This is a genomic window from Amycolatopsis sp. NPDC051371, assembly GCF_040682155.1.
Classification (GTDB): Bacteria; Actinomycetota; Actinomycetes; order Mycobacteriales; family Pseudonocardiaceae; genus Amycolatopsis.
Genome location: NZ_JBFBAG010000060.1, coordinates 13,609 through 28,670, shown reverse-complemented (window position 1 = coordinate 28,670; position 15,062 = coordinate 13,609). Strand labels below are relative to the sequence as shown.

At 70.7% G+C, this 15,062-nt stretch carries 10 protein-coding genes and 2 pseudogenes; 6 read left to right on the top strand and 6 right to left on the bottom strand.

Features of this window, described 5'->3' with window-relative positions:
• Positions 1 to 94: 94 nt before the first annotated feature.
• The 3 genes from AB0M59_RS46220 to AB0M59_RS46210 are packed head-to-tail and all read right to left on the bottom strand — an operon-like array spanning position 95 to position 4,545.
• Positions 95 to 1,252: an ABC transporter substrate-binding protein gene (locus AB0M59_RS46220; RefSeq protein WP_364628409.1), complete on the bottom strand. Its 1,158-nt coding sequence runs from the start codon at positions 1,250 to 1,252 to the stop codon at positions 95 to 97.
• Between the two features lie 32 nt (positions 1,253 to 1,284).
• Positions 1,285 to 3,030, bottom strand: a complete 1,746-nt coding sequence (locus AB0M59_RS46215; protein ID WP_364628407.1) for a thiamine pyrophosphate-binding protein — start codon at positions 3,028 to 3,030, stop codon at positions 1,285 to 1,287.
• A gap of 36 nt (positions 3,031 to 3,066) precedes the next feature.
• The gene (locus AB0M59_RS46210) at positions 3,067 to 4,545 is read right to left on the bottom strand and encodes an aldehyde dehydrogenase family protein (protein ID WP_364628405.1); all 1,479 of its coding nucleotides are present in this window, start codon (positions 4,543 to 4,545) and stop codon (positions 3,067 to 3,069) included.
• A gap of 163 nt (positions 4,546 to 4,708) precedes the next feature.
• On the opposite strand from AB0M59_RS46210, the gene AB0M59_RS46205 reads away from it, so the two are divergent.
• The 5 genes from AB0M59_RS46205 to AB0M59_RS46185 all read left to right on the top strand — a co-directional run bounded on the left by AB0M59_RS46205 (position 4,709) and on the right by AB0M59_RS46185 (position 10,653).
• Complete coding sequence (locus AB0M59_RS46205) at positions 4,709 to 5,494, top strand: IclR family transcriptional regulator (RefSeq protein ID WP_364628403.1); 786 nt, start codon at positions 4,709 to 4,711, stop codon at positions 5,492 to 5,494.
• Between the two features lie 37 nt (positions 5,495 to 5,531).
• Entirely contained in the window at positions 5,532 to 6,761 is a 1,230-nt protein-coding gene (locus AB0M59_RS46200) for a CoA transferase (protein WP_364628401.1), read from the top strand.
• Position 6,762: 1 nt separating this feature from the next.
• A complete protein-coding gene (locus AB0M59_RS46195; RefSeq protein WP_364628399.1) occupies positions 6,763 to 7,563 on the top strand; it encodes a citryl-CoA lyase in 801 nt (266 codons plus the stop codon).
• Positions 7,560 to 9,233, top strand: a complete 1,674-nt coding sequence (locus tag AB0M59_RS46190; protein ID WP_364628397.1) for an FAD-dependent oxidoreductase — start codon at positions 7,560 to 7,562, stop codon at positions 9,231 to 9,233. The genes AB0M59_RS46195 and AB0M59_RS46190 overlap by 4 nt, the downstream gene beginning before the upstream one ends.
• A gap of 100 nt (positions 9,234 to 9,333) precedes the next feature.
• Entirely contained in the window at positions 9,334 to 10,653 is a 1,320-nt protein-coding gene (locus AB0M59_RS46185) for an FAD-dependent oxidoreductase (RefSeq protein WP_364628395.1), read from the top strand.
• Positions 10,654 to 10,668: 15 nt separating this feature from the next.
• Here the strand turns inward: AB0M59_RS46185 and AB0M59_RS46180 are convergent.
• The 3 genes and pseudogenes from AB0M59_RS46180 to AB0M59_RS46170 form a co-directional block, all read right to left on the bottom strand.
• Positions 10,669 to 11,427, bottom strand: a pseudogene (locus AB0M59_RS46180) (TIM barrel protein); the annotation flags it as partial.
• A 102-nt stretch (positions 11,428 to 11,529) separates the two neighbouring features.
• Positions 11,530 to 13,305 (bottom strand): annotated as a pseudogene (locus tag AB0M59_RS46175) (TIM barrel protein); the annotation flags it as partial.
• A gap of 70 nt (positions 13,306 to 13,375) precedes the next feature.
• Positions 13,376 to 14,260, bottom strand: coding sequence for a shikimate dehydrogenase (locus tag AB0M59_RS46170; RefSeq protein WP_364628393.1), 885 nt, complete (start codon positions 14,258 to 14,260; stop codon positions 13,376 to 13,378).
• Positions 14,261 to 14,922: 662 nt separating this feature from the next.
• On the opposite strand from AB0M59_RS46170, the gene AB0M59_RS46165 reads away from it, so the two are divergent.
• Entirely contained in the window at positions 14,923 to 15,060 is a 138-nt protein-coding gene (locus AB0M59_RS46165; RefSeq protein ID WP_364628391.1) for a hypothetical protein, read from the top strand.
• Positions 15,061 to 15,062 lie beyond the last annotated feature (2 nt).

Here is a 15,062-nt window from a genome sequence, read left to right as displayed (position 1 = left end):
TGAAGCACGGGAAACCTTCCGTACCAGTGGGCCACAGCCGGATCGGGCCGGGCAATAATGGCCGGGGCGAACCGCGCGGCCCCTCGGGGGCGAGTCAGCTGGCGGGAGCCGCGACGAGCTTGCCGCCGGTGATGACACCGATCGACGTGGCGTGGATGCCGACCCCGGTCTGGTCGAACGTGAAGCCGCCGAGCAGGCCCGGGTACTTCGTGCCGCGGATGGCGTCGGCGAGCTGCTGGCCGGTGGCGCCGTTCGACGTCTTCAGCGCGGTGAGGAAGATGCTGGTGCCGTCGTAGGCCTTGGCCCCGTGCAGTTCCGCGTCCTCGTTGTACGCCGCCTTGTACGCCTGGGCGAACTGGCGGGCCGCGTCGCTGGTTTCGTTGCTGAGGTACGGGCTGCTCACGACCGTGCCTTCGGCGTTGCTCGCGCCGGCCGTGGTGAGGTACACCGTCGTGCCCATCGGAGCGGCGCCGGCGATGGTCGCGGTGATGCCCAGCTCGCGGGCCTGCTTGACGATGAGCCCCGCCTCGACCTCCTCGGTCCCGACGAACAGCACCTGCGGGTTCTTCTGCCGGATGGAGGTCAGCGCGGCGCTGAAGTCCTTCTGGTCGGTGGTGACGACCTGGTCGTCGACCGGCGTGATCCCGCGGGCGGTCAGCACCTTGCCGAACGCGTCGTGCTCACCCTTGCCGTAGGAGCCGTTGTTCGTGATGAACGCGATGTTCTTCTGGCCCTTCAGGTCCACCAGGTACTTGCCGAGCGTCTCGTCATAGGTCGTGCTCGTCGGCCCGTTGAGGAACTGGAACGGGCTCTTCACCGCGATGATGGCCGGCGACTGCCCGGAGGTGATGCTCGGGATCTTCGACTGCTGCAGGACGGGCGCCATCGCCACGGTGACCGCGCTTTCGGCGGTCCCGATCATCGCGATGTAGCCCTCGCTGGCGATCTTGCGCGCCAGGTTGGTGCCCACGGTCGGGTCGCCGGCGTCGTCGAAGACGTCGAGCTGGATCTTGCGGCCGTTCACGCCGCCCTTGGCGTTCCACTGGTCCACGGCCAGCTTCGCGCCCTTGTACTCCCACGCGCCCAGTGAGCTGAGCTGGCCGCTCTGCGCGTTGACCACGGCGATCTTGATGGGGCCGCTGCTGTCCGATGTGGACGGCGACGAGCCGCCGGGTGCGCTGCAGGCGGCCGCGGCGCCCGCGGCCAGCAGGGTCATCGAAGCCAGGAGACGTCTGATTCCGGGTCGGTTCATGCGGGACACTCCGTTGTGTGCGGTGGTGGGGATCATTCGAAGACGCCTTGGTAGATGTCGTTGATGTTCCAGTGCCCCGGCGTCGGTATCGGCTCGTTGACCATGGGGACGTCGAGCACGGCCGGACGGCGGTTCGCGATCGCCTCGCGCAGGGCGGCGGCGAGATCCTCGGGGCGTTCGATGGTGTAGCCGTCGGCACCGCAGGACCGGCCGAAGGCGGCGAAGTCGGGGGAGAAGGGGTTGCCGTCGCGGTCGCGGAACTCGCAGCCGAAGCTCTGGCCGAAGTTGTGGGCCTGCAGGTCCGCGATGGTGCCGTGCGCCCGGTTGTTCATCACCACGAACAGGACGGGCAGGCCCCGCTCGACGGCCAGCGGCACGGCGGGCAGCTGGGCGCTCATCCCGCCGTCGCCGACCAGCGCGACGACGACGCGGTCGGGCTGGGCCAACTGCACGCCGACCGCGGCCGCCGGGCCGAAGCCCATCGTGGACGCGCCGCCAGGGGTGATGAACCGGCCCTCTTCGGGCAGTTCGTAGCACTGGGCGACGCCGTTCTTGTTCCAGCCGACGTCGGTGACCAGCACGGCGTCGGCGGGCAGTGTCGTGCGCAGGTCCTCGAGGATTCGCTCGGGCCGCAGCGGGAAGTCGGTGCTGCGACCGCGTTCCTGGCTCGCGGCGAACAGGTCGGCGCGGACCGTGCCGATCTGCTCGCGGACGTCGGCCCGCTCGGCCGGCTCGGCCACCAGGCTCTTGACGGCGGCCGTGATCGCCGGCACGGCGTGGTTCACGTCGGCGACCGCGCCGATCTCGACGGGATAGTTGCGGCCGATCTCGGCCGCGTCGAGGTCGATCTGGATCAGCCGGCCCGGCGGGAAGGCCCAGGTGTACTCCGAGTTCCACGAGCTGGCGTCGGTCTCGGCGAACCGCGTCGCGAGGGCGAGGACGACGTCGGCCTTGCGGGTGTACTCGTTGGTCAGCTCGAGGCCCCAGAACCCGGTCATGCCCATGACGAGCGGGTGCCGGTCGGGCAGGGTGCCCTTGGCCATCAGGGAGTGGGCCACCGGGATGTCGAGGTGCTCGACCAGTTCGAGCAGCGCGGCCCGTCCTTCCGGTGAGCGGAGGCCGCCGCCGAGGTAGACGAGCGGGCGTTCGGCCCCGGCCAGGGCCTGCGCGATCCGCTGCGCGTCGGCGTCGGACAGCGCGGGCTTCGCCGTGTGCGCGACGAGCGGGTACTCGACGAGCGGGACTTCGCGGGAGAAGTGGTCCATCGGGACGCTGAGCAGCACGGCGCCGGGGCGGCCCGAGGTCGCCGTCCAGAACGCGCGCTCGGTGAACCGGGCGAGGTCCTCGGCGCGGTGCACCTGCCAGGCCCGCTTGACGAACGGGCGGTAGATCGCGGTCTGGTCGGCGTCGGCGTGCAGGTTGACTTCCTGGTGCGGGTGCCGGCCGTGGTAGTACGACGGGATGTCGCCGGAGATCGTGATCAGCGGGACCGAGTCGAACGCCGCGGTGGCCACGCCGGTGACCGCGTTCATCATGCCGGGGCCGACGTGCACCAGCAGGACGCCGGGCTTGCCGGTGGCGCGGGCGTAGCCGTCGGCCGCGTGCGCGGCGGCCTGCTCGTGGCGGGCCATGACGAACTCGATGCGGCTGCGGCCCAGAGCGTCCAGGAACGCGATGTTGGTGTGCCCGCACAGGCCGAAGACGTACTCGACGCCGTAGGACTCCAGCTGGCGGACGAGCGCGTCGGCGGCGGTGATGGTCGGGGCGGGGTGGCTCATCGAAGTCGAACTCCTCTTATCGCTCGGCGATTTCGGTCACTGCTCGCCCCAGATGGACAGGTTGCGCAGCACGAGGGTCTTGACGACGGTGTAGTCGTCGATCATGGGCGCGGGCGATTCGCGGCCGAAGCCGGAGTCCTTGACCCCGCCGAAGGGCACGTGGTCGAGGCGGAAGTTCGACGAGCCGTTGACGATCAGCCCGCCGACCTGCAGTTCGCGCCACGCGGTGAAGATCGTGCCGATGTCCTGGGTGAAGATCCCGGCCTGCAGCCCGAACCGGCTGGTGTTGCACGAGGCGATCACGGTGTCGAGGTCGTCGAACGGCAGCACGGCAACCAGCGCGCCGAACACCTCCTCGACGACGACGGTGGCGTCCGGGGAGGGGTCGGCGACGATGGTGGGCAGCAGCGTCGCCCCGTCGCGGGTGCCGCCCAGCAGTACTCGCGCGCCCCCGGCTGCCGCTTCGGAGGTCCACTTTTCGACGCGGGCCGCGGCCTGCTCGTCGACCATCGAGCCGACGTCGGTGGCCTCGTCCAGGGGATCGCCGACCCGCAGGCCCTCGACCTCGGTGCGGAACGCGGTGAGGAAGTCCTCGAACCGGCTGCGGTGCACGTACACGCGCTGGACGGAGATGCAGCTCTGGCCGGAGTTGCTGTAGCCGGTGCGGGCGCAGGTCTTGGCGGCGAGGGCGAGGTCGGCGTCGGCGCACACCAGCGTCGCGGCGTTGCCGCCGAGTTCCAGGACCAGGCGTTTCGCGCCGGCGGCGCGGGCGACGGCGTTGCCGGTTTCGGCGCTGCCGGTGAAGCTGATGACGGCGACCTCGCGGGCCGCGCACAGGGCGGCGCCGACGTCACCGCCGCCGTGCAGCAGTTGCACCGCCTCCGGCGGCATGCCCGCTTCCAGCAGCAAAGCCACGACCGCCGCGGTCGTGGCCGGTGCCTGGGGCGGAGCCTTGACCAGCGTGGTGTTGCCGGCGGCGAACGAGGCGCCCAGCTTGTGAGCCAGCAGGTTCGCCGGGGCGTTGAACGGCGTGATCGCCAGGGCCACCCCGGCCGGCGCGCGGTAGGTCAGGGCGGTGTTGCCGACCCCGCGTTCCCAGCCGGCGACCGGCAGGTTCTCCCCGCCGATGTGGCGGGTTTCGGCGGCGCAGACGGCGAAGGTGTCCGCGACGCGGTCGAGCTCGCCCCGCCCGTCCTTGAGGGGTTTCCCGAGTTCGAGGGCGATCAGCCGGGCGATGCCGTCCCGGTGCTCGTGAGCCAGTCGCGAAGCTCGCTCGAGGATCGCCGCGCGGGAGGCCGGGGCCAGGCGTGCGACGACGGGCGCGGACGCGGCGGCGTACCGGACCGCGCGGGCGACCTGGCCGTCGTCCGCGGTGAAGGACGTGGACACCACTTTTCGCTGGTAGGGGCCGATGCGTTCGGCGGCCGATCCGTCGCGGGACCACTGCCCGGCGACGAACGCGGCGGCCTCGACCGGGGCGTCGGATTTCGCGGCTTCGAGGATCTGCTCCAGCACCGCCACACTCCCTTGTGAACCATCAAACGGCACATCTGGACCGCTGTGCGGACTCCGTGTAACGTACGGTCAGCTACCTGCCGGTGGCAAGAGCGGGATCCGAAACTGTTGCGAACTGGTCCGCCGGCCGGGGACCCGCAACGCGACGAAGGGGTGTGCGGCGATGAAGGCTGACGGGGCCGAGGAGCGCGATGGCTCGTCCGGCGAGGGGGGTGTGCGGAGCGTCCAGCGCGCACTGGACATCCTCGGGTTGCTGACCGACGAGCGGCCCACCGTCACGATCTCCGACATCGTGAAGGCGACCGGTCTCGCGAAGACGACGGCGATCCGGCTGGCGCAGACGCTGGAGCTCAACGGCTTGCTGTGGTCGACCAGCAAGGGCTACATGGCCGGACCCGGGCTGTGGCGGTGGGCGCACCTCGCCCGGCAGAGCTGGGAGCTGCCGGCGGAGATGATGCAGCTGATGCGCGAGCTCGGCGATCGTCAACGGGAGACGGTGAACCTCTACGTGCGGCGGGACATGTACCGGGTTTGCGTTGCGCAGCAGGAAAGCCCGCAGCCGCTGCGGCACGTCGTCCGGGTCGGTGACGAACTTCCCTTGTGGGGTGGTGCTTCGTCGAAAGTCTTGCTCCGCGACGCTTCTCCTGCTTTGCTGAAGAGGATCGCGCGCAGTTCCCCCGGCGGCGTCGACCAGGCGGACAGTATCCACAAAGGACTGATCGAGGCGGCGGACCAGGGGTACGCGGTGAGTCACGGCGAACGCGAAGCGGGCCTGTCGGCCGTGGCGGTCCCCGTGCTCGGCAAGAACGGTACCGTCGCCGCCGCGTTGTCGTTGAGCGGCCCCACCGTCCGATTCTCCGAGGACCGGATCGCCGAGTTCGTCGCCGATCTCATCGAGTCCGCAACGCGGATGAGCGAGCGGGGCTTCGACCATCCGTTCGCCGGCTGACTCCGGCCGCGCTCGTCTTCTGGTGCAAGGAGAGGGAATGACGAAACGACCGCTTCGCGGTATCCGGGTGCTCGACCTGACCAACGTCCTCGCGGGACCGTACTGCAGCTATCAGCTGATGCTGTTCGGGGCCGAGGTGGTCAAGGTCGAGCTGCCGGGTTCGGGCGATCTCGCCCGGAACCTGGGACCGGACGCGGCCCTGAACCGGGCCGGGATCGGGACGTCGTTCCTGGCGCAGAACGCCGGCAAGAAGTCGATCGAGCTCGACCTCAAGGACACCGGGCAGCGGGAACTCTTCCAGGACCTCGTTCGCGGCGCGGACGTCGTCCTGGAGAACTACCGGGCGGGCGTGCTCGACCGGCTCGGCTTCGGCTGGGACACGCTGCGCGCGCTCAATCCCGGCTTGGTGTACTGCGCCATCTCGGGGTTCGGCCAAAGTGGACCGATGAGCCAGGCCCCGGCCTACGACCAGATCATCCAAGGCCTCTCGGGCATGATGAGCGTGACCGGAACGCCGGAGACCGCCCCGCTGCGCGTGGGCTTTCCGGTCTCCGACACCGTCGGCGGCTTGATGGCGGCACTGGCCATCTCGGCGGCCCTGGTCGGCCGGGACCGCACGGGCGAAGGGTCCTTTCTGGACCTGTCGATGCTCGAGGCGTCCATTTCGGCCATGGGCTGGGCGGTCTCGAACTACGTCATCAGCGGCGTCCCGCCGGTCCCGATGGGGCGGGACAACGCGACGGCAGCGCCCTCGGGGACGTTCTTCGCCGCCGACGGCCCGCTGAACATCGCGGCGAACCGGCAGGAGCAGTTCGTCACCCTTTGCTCGCTGGTCGGACGGCCCGAGCTGATCACCGACCCGCGGTTCGCCGACCGCGAGGACCGCAAGGCCCACCGCGCGGACCTCGACGCCGAACTGAACGAGGCACTGGGGCGGCGATCCGCCCTCGAATGGGAGAAGCTGCTGTCCGGCGCGGGGGTGCCGGCGGCCCGGATCCTCACCGTGCCGCAGGCGATCGATTCGGAACAGCTCACCCACCGCGGCTTCTTCACGGAACTTCCGTTCCCCGGCGGATCCGAGCGCACGCTGCGCGCCAGCGGCAACGGCGTCCTCCTCGACGGCGAGCCGCTGCGGCCGAGCGCGCGGCCGCCGTTGCTCGGCGAACACAACGACGAAGCCGTCCTGCTGGCCCGCCGGTGGAACGAAGAACCGCCCATCCCGCGGCCCGCTCCGGAACGGTCGTTCGCGCCCGTGGACAAGGACTGACATGGACGCTGGAACGACGGCCGCGGCCGACTGGTGGGCCAACGCGATCTGCCGCATGGAACCGGGCGTGGTCGAGCTGCGCGGGATCCCGGTGCAGGACCTGATCGGCTCCCACGGGTTCGTCGCCACGATCTGGCTGATGGTGCGGGGAACCAGCCCCGGGCCGCGGGAAGCGGCGTTGCTCGAAGCGGCGATGGTCGCGTCGGTCGACCACGGTCCACAGGCGCCGTCCATCGCGATCGCGCGGATGACCGCGACCTGCGGGGTGGGCCTCAACAACGCGATGGCGTCCGGGGTGAACGCGCTCGGCGACTCCCACGGCGGCGCCGGGCAGCAGTGCGTGGAGCTGTTGTCGGCGATCGTCTCACGTGAAGAGGCCGGAGAATCCCTCGGAGCCGCGACCGAAGCCGTCGTGACGGACTTCCGGAAGCACAGCCGGTACCTGCCCGGCTTCGGGCACCGCTTCCACCCCCGCGATCCCCGCCGTGATCCCTTGCTGGGACTGGTGGACGACGCCGTCGCCGATGGTGTGGTCGCGGGAAACCACCTGCGCGCGGCGCGCGCGGTGGAGGAACTGCTGAACAAGGGCCGGACCAAGCCGGTGCCGATGAACATCGACGGCGCCACCGCGGTGATCTACGCCGAACTCGGGTTCCCGGCTCCGCTCGCCCGCGGCCTGTTCGTGCTCAGCCGCAGTGTCGGAATCCTGGCCCACGCCTGGGAAGAGACAACGCAGGGGCGGCGGAACAAGGGCCCGATGCCGCCGTCGATCCTGCCGGCCGTGCTCCCGGCCGAAGCGTGACCGACCACGCGGTCGATCTCCTCGTGCTGGGTTCCGGCGCGGCCGGCCTGGCGGTGGCCGTCGTCGGGGCCGCCGAGGGACTTTCGGTGCTGGTGTTGGAGAAGACCGAGTGGCTCGGCGGCACGAGCGCCTACTCGGCCGGCACGTCTTGGATCCCGGGCCACCGGCACCAGCCCGACCCGGCCGCCGACGTCGCGGAGGCGCGCCGGTACCTCGACGCGCTCGTCGGCGACCGGGCGCCCCGTGAGCTGCGGGAGTCCTACCTGCGCCACGGGCCCGAGGCGATCGAGTACTTCGAACGGCTCGGGCTCGGGTTCTGGCATTCGGCGAGCGTCGTCGACTACCACCCGGACTTGCCCGGATCAGGAATCGGCCGGGCGCTCGAGCCGCACACGTTCGACGCCCGCCGGTTCGCCCACTTCGGACGGGTCCGGTGGCCGATCCCGGAGTTCGCGTTGTTCGGCGGGACGCTCATGGTCCGCCGGCGCGAGGCCGACCAGCTGGTGAAGGTGTTCGACGGCTCGGCACGCGCGACGGCGCTGGCCCTTCGTCTCGGCGCGCGGTGGGCGTTCGACCGGCTCCGCCACCGCCGCGGGACGCGCTTGACGATGGGCAATGCGCTCGTCACCGCCCTCTACGAGCAGCTCACGCGCCGCTCCGGGAACGTCTGGTTCACCGCCCGCACGACCGAGCTGACGACCGATCCGTCTGGCCGGGTGACCGGCGCGGTCGTGTCCCACCGGGGGAGGGTCGTGCGCGTGGCGGCCCGCCGAGGCGTCGTCCTCGCCGGCGGTGGGTTCCCGGCGAACCCTGACCTGCGCGAGGAGTACCTGCCGTCGCCGACGCCGCAGTTCACGCCGGCCGCTGAAGGTGCCACGGGCGACACGCTCGCGCTGGCCCGGTCGGTCGGCGGTGTCCTGGCCGAGCCGCGCGACGACAACGCGTTGTGGTTCCCGAGTTCGCTCGGGCGCCGCCCGAACGGGTCCACGGCGGTTTTCCCGCACATCTGGGACCGCGCCAAGCCGGGCATCGTGGCGGTGAACGCGGCGGGCCGGCGGTTCGTGGACGAGTCGGTGTCCTACCACCGTTTCGTCCGGGCGATGTACGCCACGCAGGACGCCGTCCCGGCTTGGCTGGTGGTCGACGCGCACACGCTGAAGCGGTACGGGCTGGGCATGATCCGTCCCCATGCCCGCGAGGGTGTTCTCCGCCGGTACCTCGAGGGCGGCTACCTCCACAACGGACAGACGATCGAAGAACTCGCCGAGGCGATCAGCGTCGACCCGGACGGTCTGAAGAAGACGGTCGTCGCGACGAACCGCTCCGCCCGCACGGGTGTCGACGAGGAACTCGGCAAAGGCGAAAGTCCGTATGGCCGCCAGTACGGTGATCAGGCGCACCGTCCCAACGTGAACCTCGGGGCCATCGAGAAGCCGCCGTTCTACGCGATCGCCGTCGTCCCCACGCCGTTGGCGACCACGTTGGGTCTCCGCATCAACGCGAACGCCCAGGTCCTCACCGAGCACGGTGATCCGGTGCGGGGGCTGTACGCCTGCGGTAACGACGCGACGTCGATGGCCGCCTCGGAGTACCCCGGGGCGGGGTGCCAGATCGGAGCCGGGCTGGTCTTCGGTTACCTGGCCGCGCACCACGTCTGTCGATCCTCCTAGGGACTTCGACTGGAACGTTCGTGCGGCAAAGCTGCCCCGAATACTCTCGTCCGCGCTGCGGGCCCGAGAGTGCCGACCGTCAGGTGTAAAAGGTGGTGGGATGGCCGCTTGCGCGACCGCGGGCGGGTGGTCGACGGGGGAACGGGGCGCGGTGGAGCGGACGACGTGTTGCGTCGTGGGCGGTGGCCCGGCGGGCATGGTGCTGGGACTGCTGCTCGCGAGGGCCGGAGTCGAGGTCACGGTGCTGGAGAAGCACGAGGACTTCCTGCACGACTTCCGCGGCGACACCGTGCATCCGGCGACCCTGCAGTTGCTCGACGAGCTGGGGCTGGGGGAGCGGTTCGCGCGACTGCCCCAGACCCGGATCACCGACGTGGTCCTGCCCGACGGAGCCGGCGGGGTCCGGCGGATCGGTGATTTCGGTGCGTTGCGCAGGTGGGGAGTGCGGCATCCGTACGTGGCGATCGTTCCCCAGTGGGACCTGCTGAATCTGCTTGCCGACGCCGCGCGGGCGGAACCGGGGTTCCGGCTCGAAATGGGGACCGCGGTGACCTCGCTGATCCACGAGCGCGACCGGGTCGCCGGGGTCCGCTACCGCACGAGCGGGCCCGGCGGAGAGGTCGAGGGCGAGATCCGGGCGGACCTCACGGTGGCGTGCAACGGCCGGAATTCGGTACTGCCCGCGGCGGCCGGGTTGGGAGTGACCGAGTTCGACGTTCCGTTCGACACCTGGTGGTTCCGGCTCTCGCGTCGTGAAGGCGAGCAGGTCGACCAGCTGACCCGGCGGCCGGGCCGGGGACGGTTCGCGATCGTCATCCCGCGGGAGGGTTACTTCCAAATCGGGTACGTCGCGCGCAAGGGCACCGACAGCCGGCTGCGTGCCCGCGGCATCGACGCGTTCCGGCGTGATGTGGCCGAACTCCTCCCGGAGTACGCCGACCGAGTCGGCGAGCTGGTCTCGATGGACGACGTCAAACTTCTCGATGTGCGGCTCAACCGGCTGCGCCGATGGCACGTCGAGGGCTTGCTGTGCATCGGGGACGCCGCGCACGCCATGTCCCCGGTCGGGGGCGTGGGCATCAACCTCGCCGTCCAGGACGCCGTCGCGACCGCGACCCTGCTGGCCGGGCAGCTACAGCGGGGTGCGGTGCGCGGGACCGACCTCGCCCGGATCCGGCGGCGCCGGTGGCCGTCGCTGCTGCTGGTGCAGGCCCTGCAGCGGATCATGCACACCGACCTCGCCGGCCCGATCGTGTCCGGGAGGCAAGCGGGCCCGCCGGGCTGGATCATGACCGCGGCACAGTGGTTGCCGGTCCTGCGAACGTTCGCGGTCTATCTCGTCGGTGTGGGGCTGCGACCGGAGCGGGCCCCGATGTCCGCCCGACGCGGCGTCACGGCGGAAGATCAGGTTGTCGCCTGACGCGATACGAGGCCGTCAGGGTCGGAGTGTCGCCGGGCTGACCGCGTTGAGGTGGCGTCGGGTGGCCGCGAGGGCGAGGCGGGCGTGTTCGCTCGCGCCGACTTGGGCGACGAGCATCGCTCGGGGGATTTCCAGGGTGTACGGGATTCCGGGTGGGAGAGCGGCGAGGATGCCGGGCACGTCGAGCCCGCCCTCACCGGGGAACAGGCGCTCGAAGCGGGCGGTGTAGATCAGTCCGGCGGTCGTGGCGGGGTTTTCGCCGGGTGCGTCGCAGACGTGGGCGAAGTGGAACCACTCACGCGGTAGCTCGCCGAGTTCGTCGATGCTGGAGCCGGAGCGGGCGAAGTGCAGTACGTCGATCAGGAGACCCGCGTTGGGCCGGCCGGCGGCGCGCAGGACGCGGACGGCCTCGGTGAGGTCGCCGGTTTCCGTCCAGGACGGGAACTCCAGGTCGAGAGTCAGGCCGAGCGGGCGGGCCAGGTCGCACAGTTCGGTGAAGTGGTCGACCTTGCGGACCGGATCGGAATCGGGCAGTTGCGTGATGACGTGCCGTGCGCCCAGTTCGGCGCCGGCTTCGAGGACGCGCAGGAAGTCGCGTGGCTCGTCGGTGGGGCCTATCCGGGCGAGCTCGATGTCGAGGACTTCGACACCCGTGGCCGCCAGGCGTGCCTTCGTCGCGCGCATGAGCGCGGGATCGGTGGCCAGCGGGTAGTGCGGTTCTTCCCGGGTCACCCGGGTCAGGCGCAGGCCGACGTAGCGATAGCCGGCGTTCGCCGCCGCGGCCACCAGTTCGGGCGGCGACAGGCTCAGCGCGGTCAGGTGGGCCAGGGAGTAGTCGTGCCCGTGGTCGTGCGCGTCCGCCGTCTCCCGGAGGGCGCTCAGCCGGCTGCGGCGGTGCGCGGCCATGCGCACAGGGGTGTTGGCCGAGCCGTACCCGGCGTAGTCGTCGACGCGTTGCACCACTTCGAAGAACACTCGTGAGCCGACGATCCCGGTGTAGAAGTGGAGGTACTCGCCGTGCTCGTCGCGGTCGTAGAGGACGGAGTGCGCGCGCAGGGTGGCGAGCAGCTCGGCCGGCAGGGCGAGGCGGGCGTCGAGGTCGTCGTAGTAGTTGTCCGGGATGCGCAGCACGCTTCCGCGGGCGGCCCTCGCGACGGCGAAGACATCGCCCGTGGTGAACGCGACGTGCTGGGGGTTGGGGACCGCGGGTGCCCAGTCGCCCCGGCGCAGTGGTGCGGTGTTGAGGGTGATCCGGACGTGGTGGGCCGGATCGCTCGCGGCCCGGCTGCGGATCAGTCCGAACGGCGCGGTCAGCTCGACGGTGCGGTCGGGTTCGAGCCCGAGCACCGATCGGTAGAACAGCGAGCTCTGGTCGAAGTCGTCGACCGACTCGGTGAGTGACACGTGGTCGGTACCCGTCAGCAGAGCCGAGGGGATCGCGTTGCCGGTGGGGACGAAGTCGTCCGGCCAGCCGTCGTTGCGGCAGAAGAAGATCTCCATGCCGTCGGGTGCGGCCACCGACGACAGGTCCGCCTCCTCGGGTCGGCGGGCCCGGGGCAGCACGGGCGCCAGGAGGCGTTCGGCACGCCGGGCCGAACCGGCCGGGTCGCTGCTTTCCAGTGCCAGTGCGGAAATCATCGCCGTCCCCGGAGCGACCGTCCGTTGTGACCCGTGGTTCAGCAGGATCCTGGCTTCGCCCTGCTGCCACAGCTGGACGGGCTTGGAGCGGTGCTGCCCGGTGTGGGTGAACCCGAGCCTCGTCAGCGTGTGCGCCATCGCCGGGCCCGACACCTCGTCCACGGTGAGTTCGGTGAACACGTGCCCACCGAGCAGGGACGCCGGCGGAAGGCCGCTCATCACGACGGACTCCTGCATGGCGAGCAGCGAGCGCATCGCGTCGACGGCCGCGTGCCACGGGTCGGTCTGGCGGTAGACGTCGTTGAACACCTCGAGCGACAGCGGGCCCGCGTAGCCGGTCGCGAACACGCGGCCGGCGAAACCGGCGAGGTCGAACGAACCCTGCCCGGGGAACGACCGGTGATGCCGGCTCCACTCCCGCACGTCCATGACGAGGTGCGGGGCGTCCGCGAGTTGCAGGTGGAAGATCTTCTCCGCGGGCACGACGCGGATTCCCGCGGGATCGTCGCCGCGCGAGAGCACGTGGAAGCTGTCCAGGCACAGACCCAGCGCGGGGTGGCCGGCGCGGCGCACGATCCGCCAGGCGCGCTGGTAGGTGTCGACGAACCGGCCCCAGGCCAGTGCCTCGTAGGCGATCCGCAGCCCGCGGGCCGCGGCCCGGTCGGCGAGCAGGTGCAGCTGTTCGGCGGCGAGGTCGTCGTCGTCCACCGCGTCCGGTGACGTCGACGAGCAGACCAGCAAGGTGTCCGTGCCCAGTTGCTCCAGCACGTCGAACTTCCGCTCGGCGCGACGGAGATTGGTGGCGAGCACGTCCGGCGGGACGGCCTCGAAGTCGTGGAACGGCTGGTAGAGGTCGATCGACAGGCCGAGCCGGGCGCATTCCTGGCGTACCCGTCTCGGTGACCACGAGGACGCCACGAGGTCCTGTTCGAAGACTTCGATGCTGTGGAAGCCGGCCGCCGCGGCGGCGGACAGCTTGTCGTCGAGGGTGCCGGACAGGCAGGCCGTCGCGATGCCGAGGCGTCGTCGCGCGCCGGCGGTGTCGGCAGTGCCGGATTCGGGAGACGAGGTCACGCCGCGGCGCTCAACGGTGAGCATGGGCAGCCACCCTTCCTTGCGTGGTGAGGGAGTCGAAGTGACGCAGCATCCGCTCGACATCCGGCTCGAGACCCGTGAACAGGCGGAAGGAGCCGGCTGCCTGGAACACCGCCATCCGGCCGCCGCCGAGCACCCGGCAGCCATGGGCCCGGGCCGCGATCAGCAACTCGGTGTCCAGCGGCCGGTAGACCACATCGGCCACCCAGAGCTTCGGGTGGAGCAGGTCCGCGGGCAGCGGCAGGCCCGGATGTCCTTCCATGCCGGTCGGCGTCGCGTGAACGAGCCCGTCCGCGGCACGTGTCGCGTCGGCGAGCGCGGCCAGCGGTTCCGCCGTCGCCCGGCCTTCGCCGAACCGCGCGGTGAGCGAGGCGACCAGTGTCTCGGCGCGTTCGCGGTCGACGTCGAACACCCGGAGTTCGCGCGCGCCCAGGGACAGCAGGGCGTGTGTGACCGCGGCCCCCGCGCCGCCCGCGCCGAGGACCACCACCCGGTCCAGTGCCGCGTCCGGCAGGCCGGCCGTGAGACCGCGGGCGAAGCCGGGCAGGTCCGTGTTGTGCCCGATGGCTTCCTGGCCGGTGAACACGACGGTGTTGACCGCGGCCAGCGCCGCCGCGTCGGGGGAGAGAGCATCGAGGTGGGCCAGCACGAGCTGCTTGACCGGGTGCGTGATGTTGAGCCCGTCGAACCCGGCCAGCCGAGCCGCGGCCACGACCTCGCCGACCGGAACGCCGAGTTCGTTCAGGTCCAGCAGGCGGTATTGGTAGGCCAGCCCCAACTTCCCGGCTTCACGCTCGTGCAGTGCCGGGCTCAGCGAGGTGCCGATACCCGAACCGATGAGCCCGACGAGGAAACGGCCGTTTCGAGCGGTCACGCGGCCTCCTTGCCCGTGAACGTACTGGGTAGTTACTTATACGCCTCCGGTGTCGAGGTAGGGAAGGGCGTGGCGGCAGTAAGCGCTCATCCGTTGCGGACAAGGAGGTCCGGTGGTCTCGCCGCACTGGCCCCGTGTCTCGATGGCACTGCCGGACGAGGCTCGCCGGCGTCGGCTTGGACGACCTCCCGGCACACTGAGGCCATCGGGCGTATTGCGCCCGTGGTGAACTTCGCCTTATTGTTCGTCCCGTGAGACGGTTCACTCGGTCCACCTGGTGGACCTGTGTCGAGTTGAGGGAGGCGGAGCCATGACCGCCGACCGGAAGCCGATCATCGCTGCCATCGCCGGCGTGTCAGCGACCTTCCGCCGTGCGGACGGGTACCGGCGTGACGTGTCCACAAAGGATCTCCCGGTGCACGGGGTGGTCACCGATGATGGGGGCAGCCTCGCGCCGTTCCCTCGAAGGGCCGTGTTCCGGCCACCGTGGACGAGAAACACCATGGCCACCAGGAAGGGCGTCCGGCACCGCCGGGTCGTTCGCCGGTACCGCGTACTTCCAGAAGCTGCTGCTCGGTGGCGTTTCCTCCGCCGTGGGCAGGTCCCCGTTCGGTCGCCGACCCCCGAGGTGACGTATGACCAGGATTCAACGACGAGACCTGATGAAGGGCGTGGCGGCCACCGCGGTGAACGCGCGGCCCGCACCCGATGAGTCCGCCACCCACCCGTTCACCACCCGGGGCGAGTACTTCTTCGACAACGCGTCCAGCCCCCGGTCCACCGGCAAGATCGAGGTGTAGTG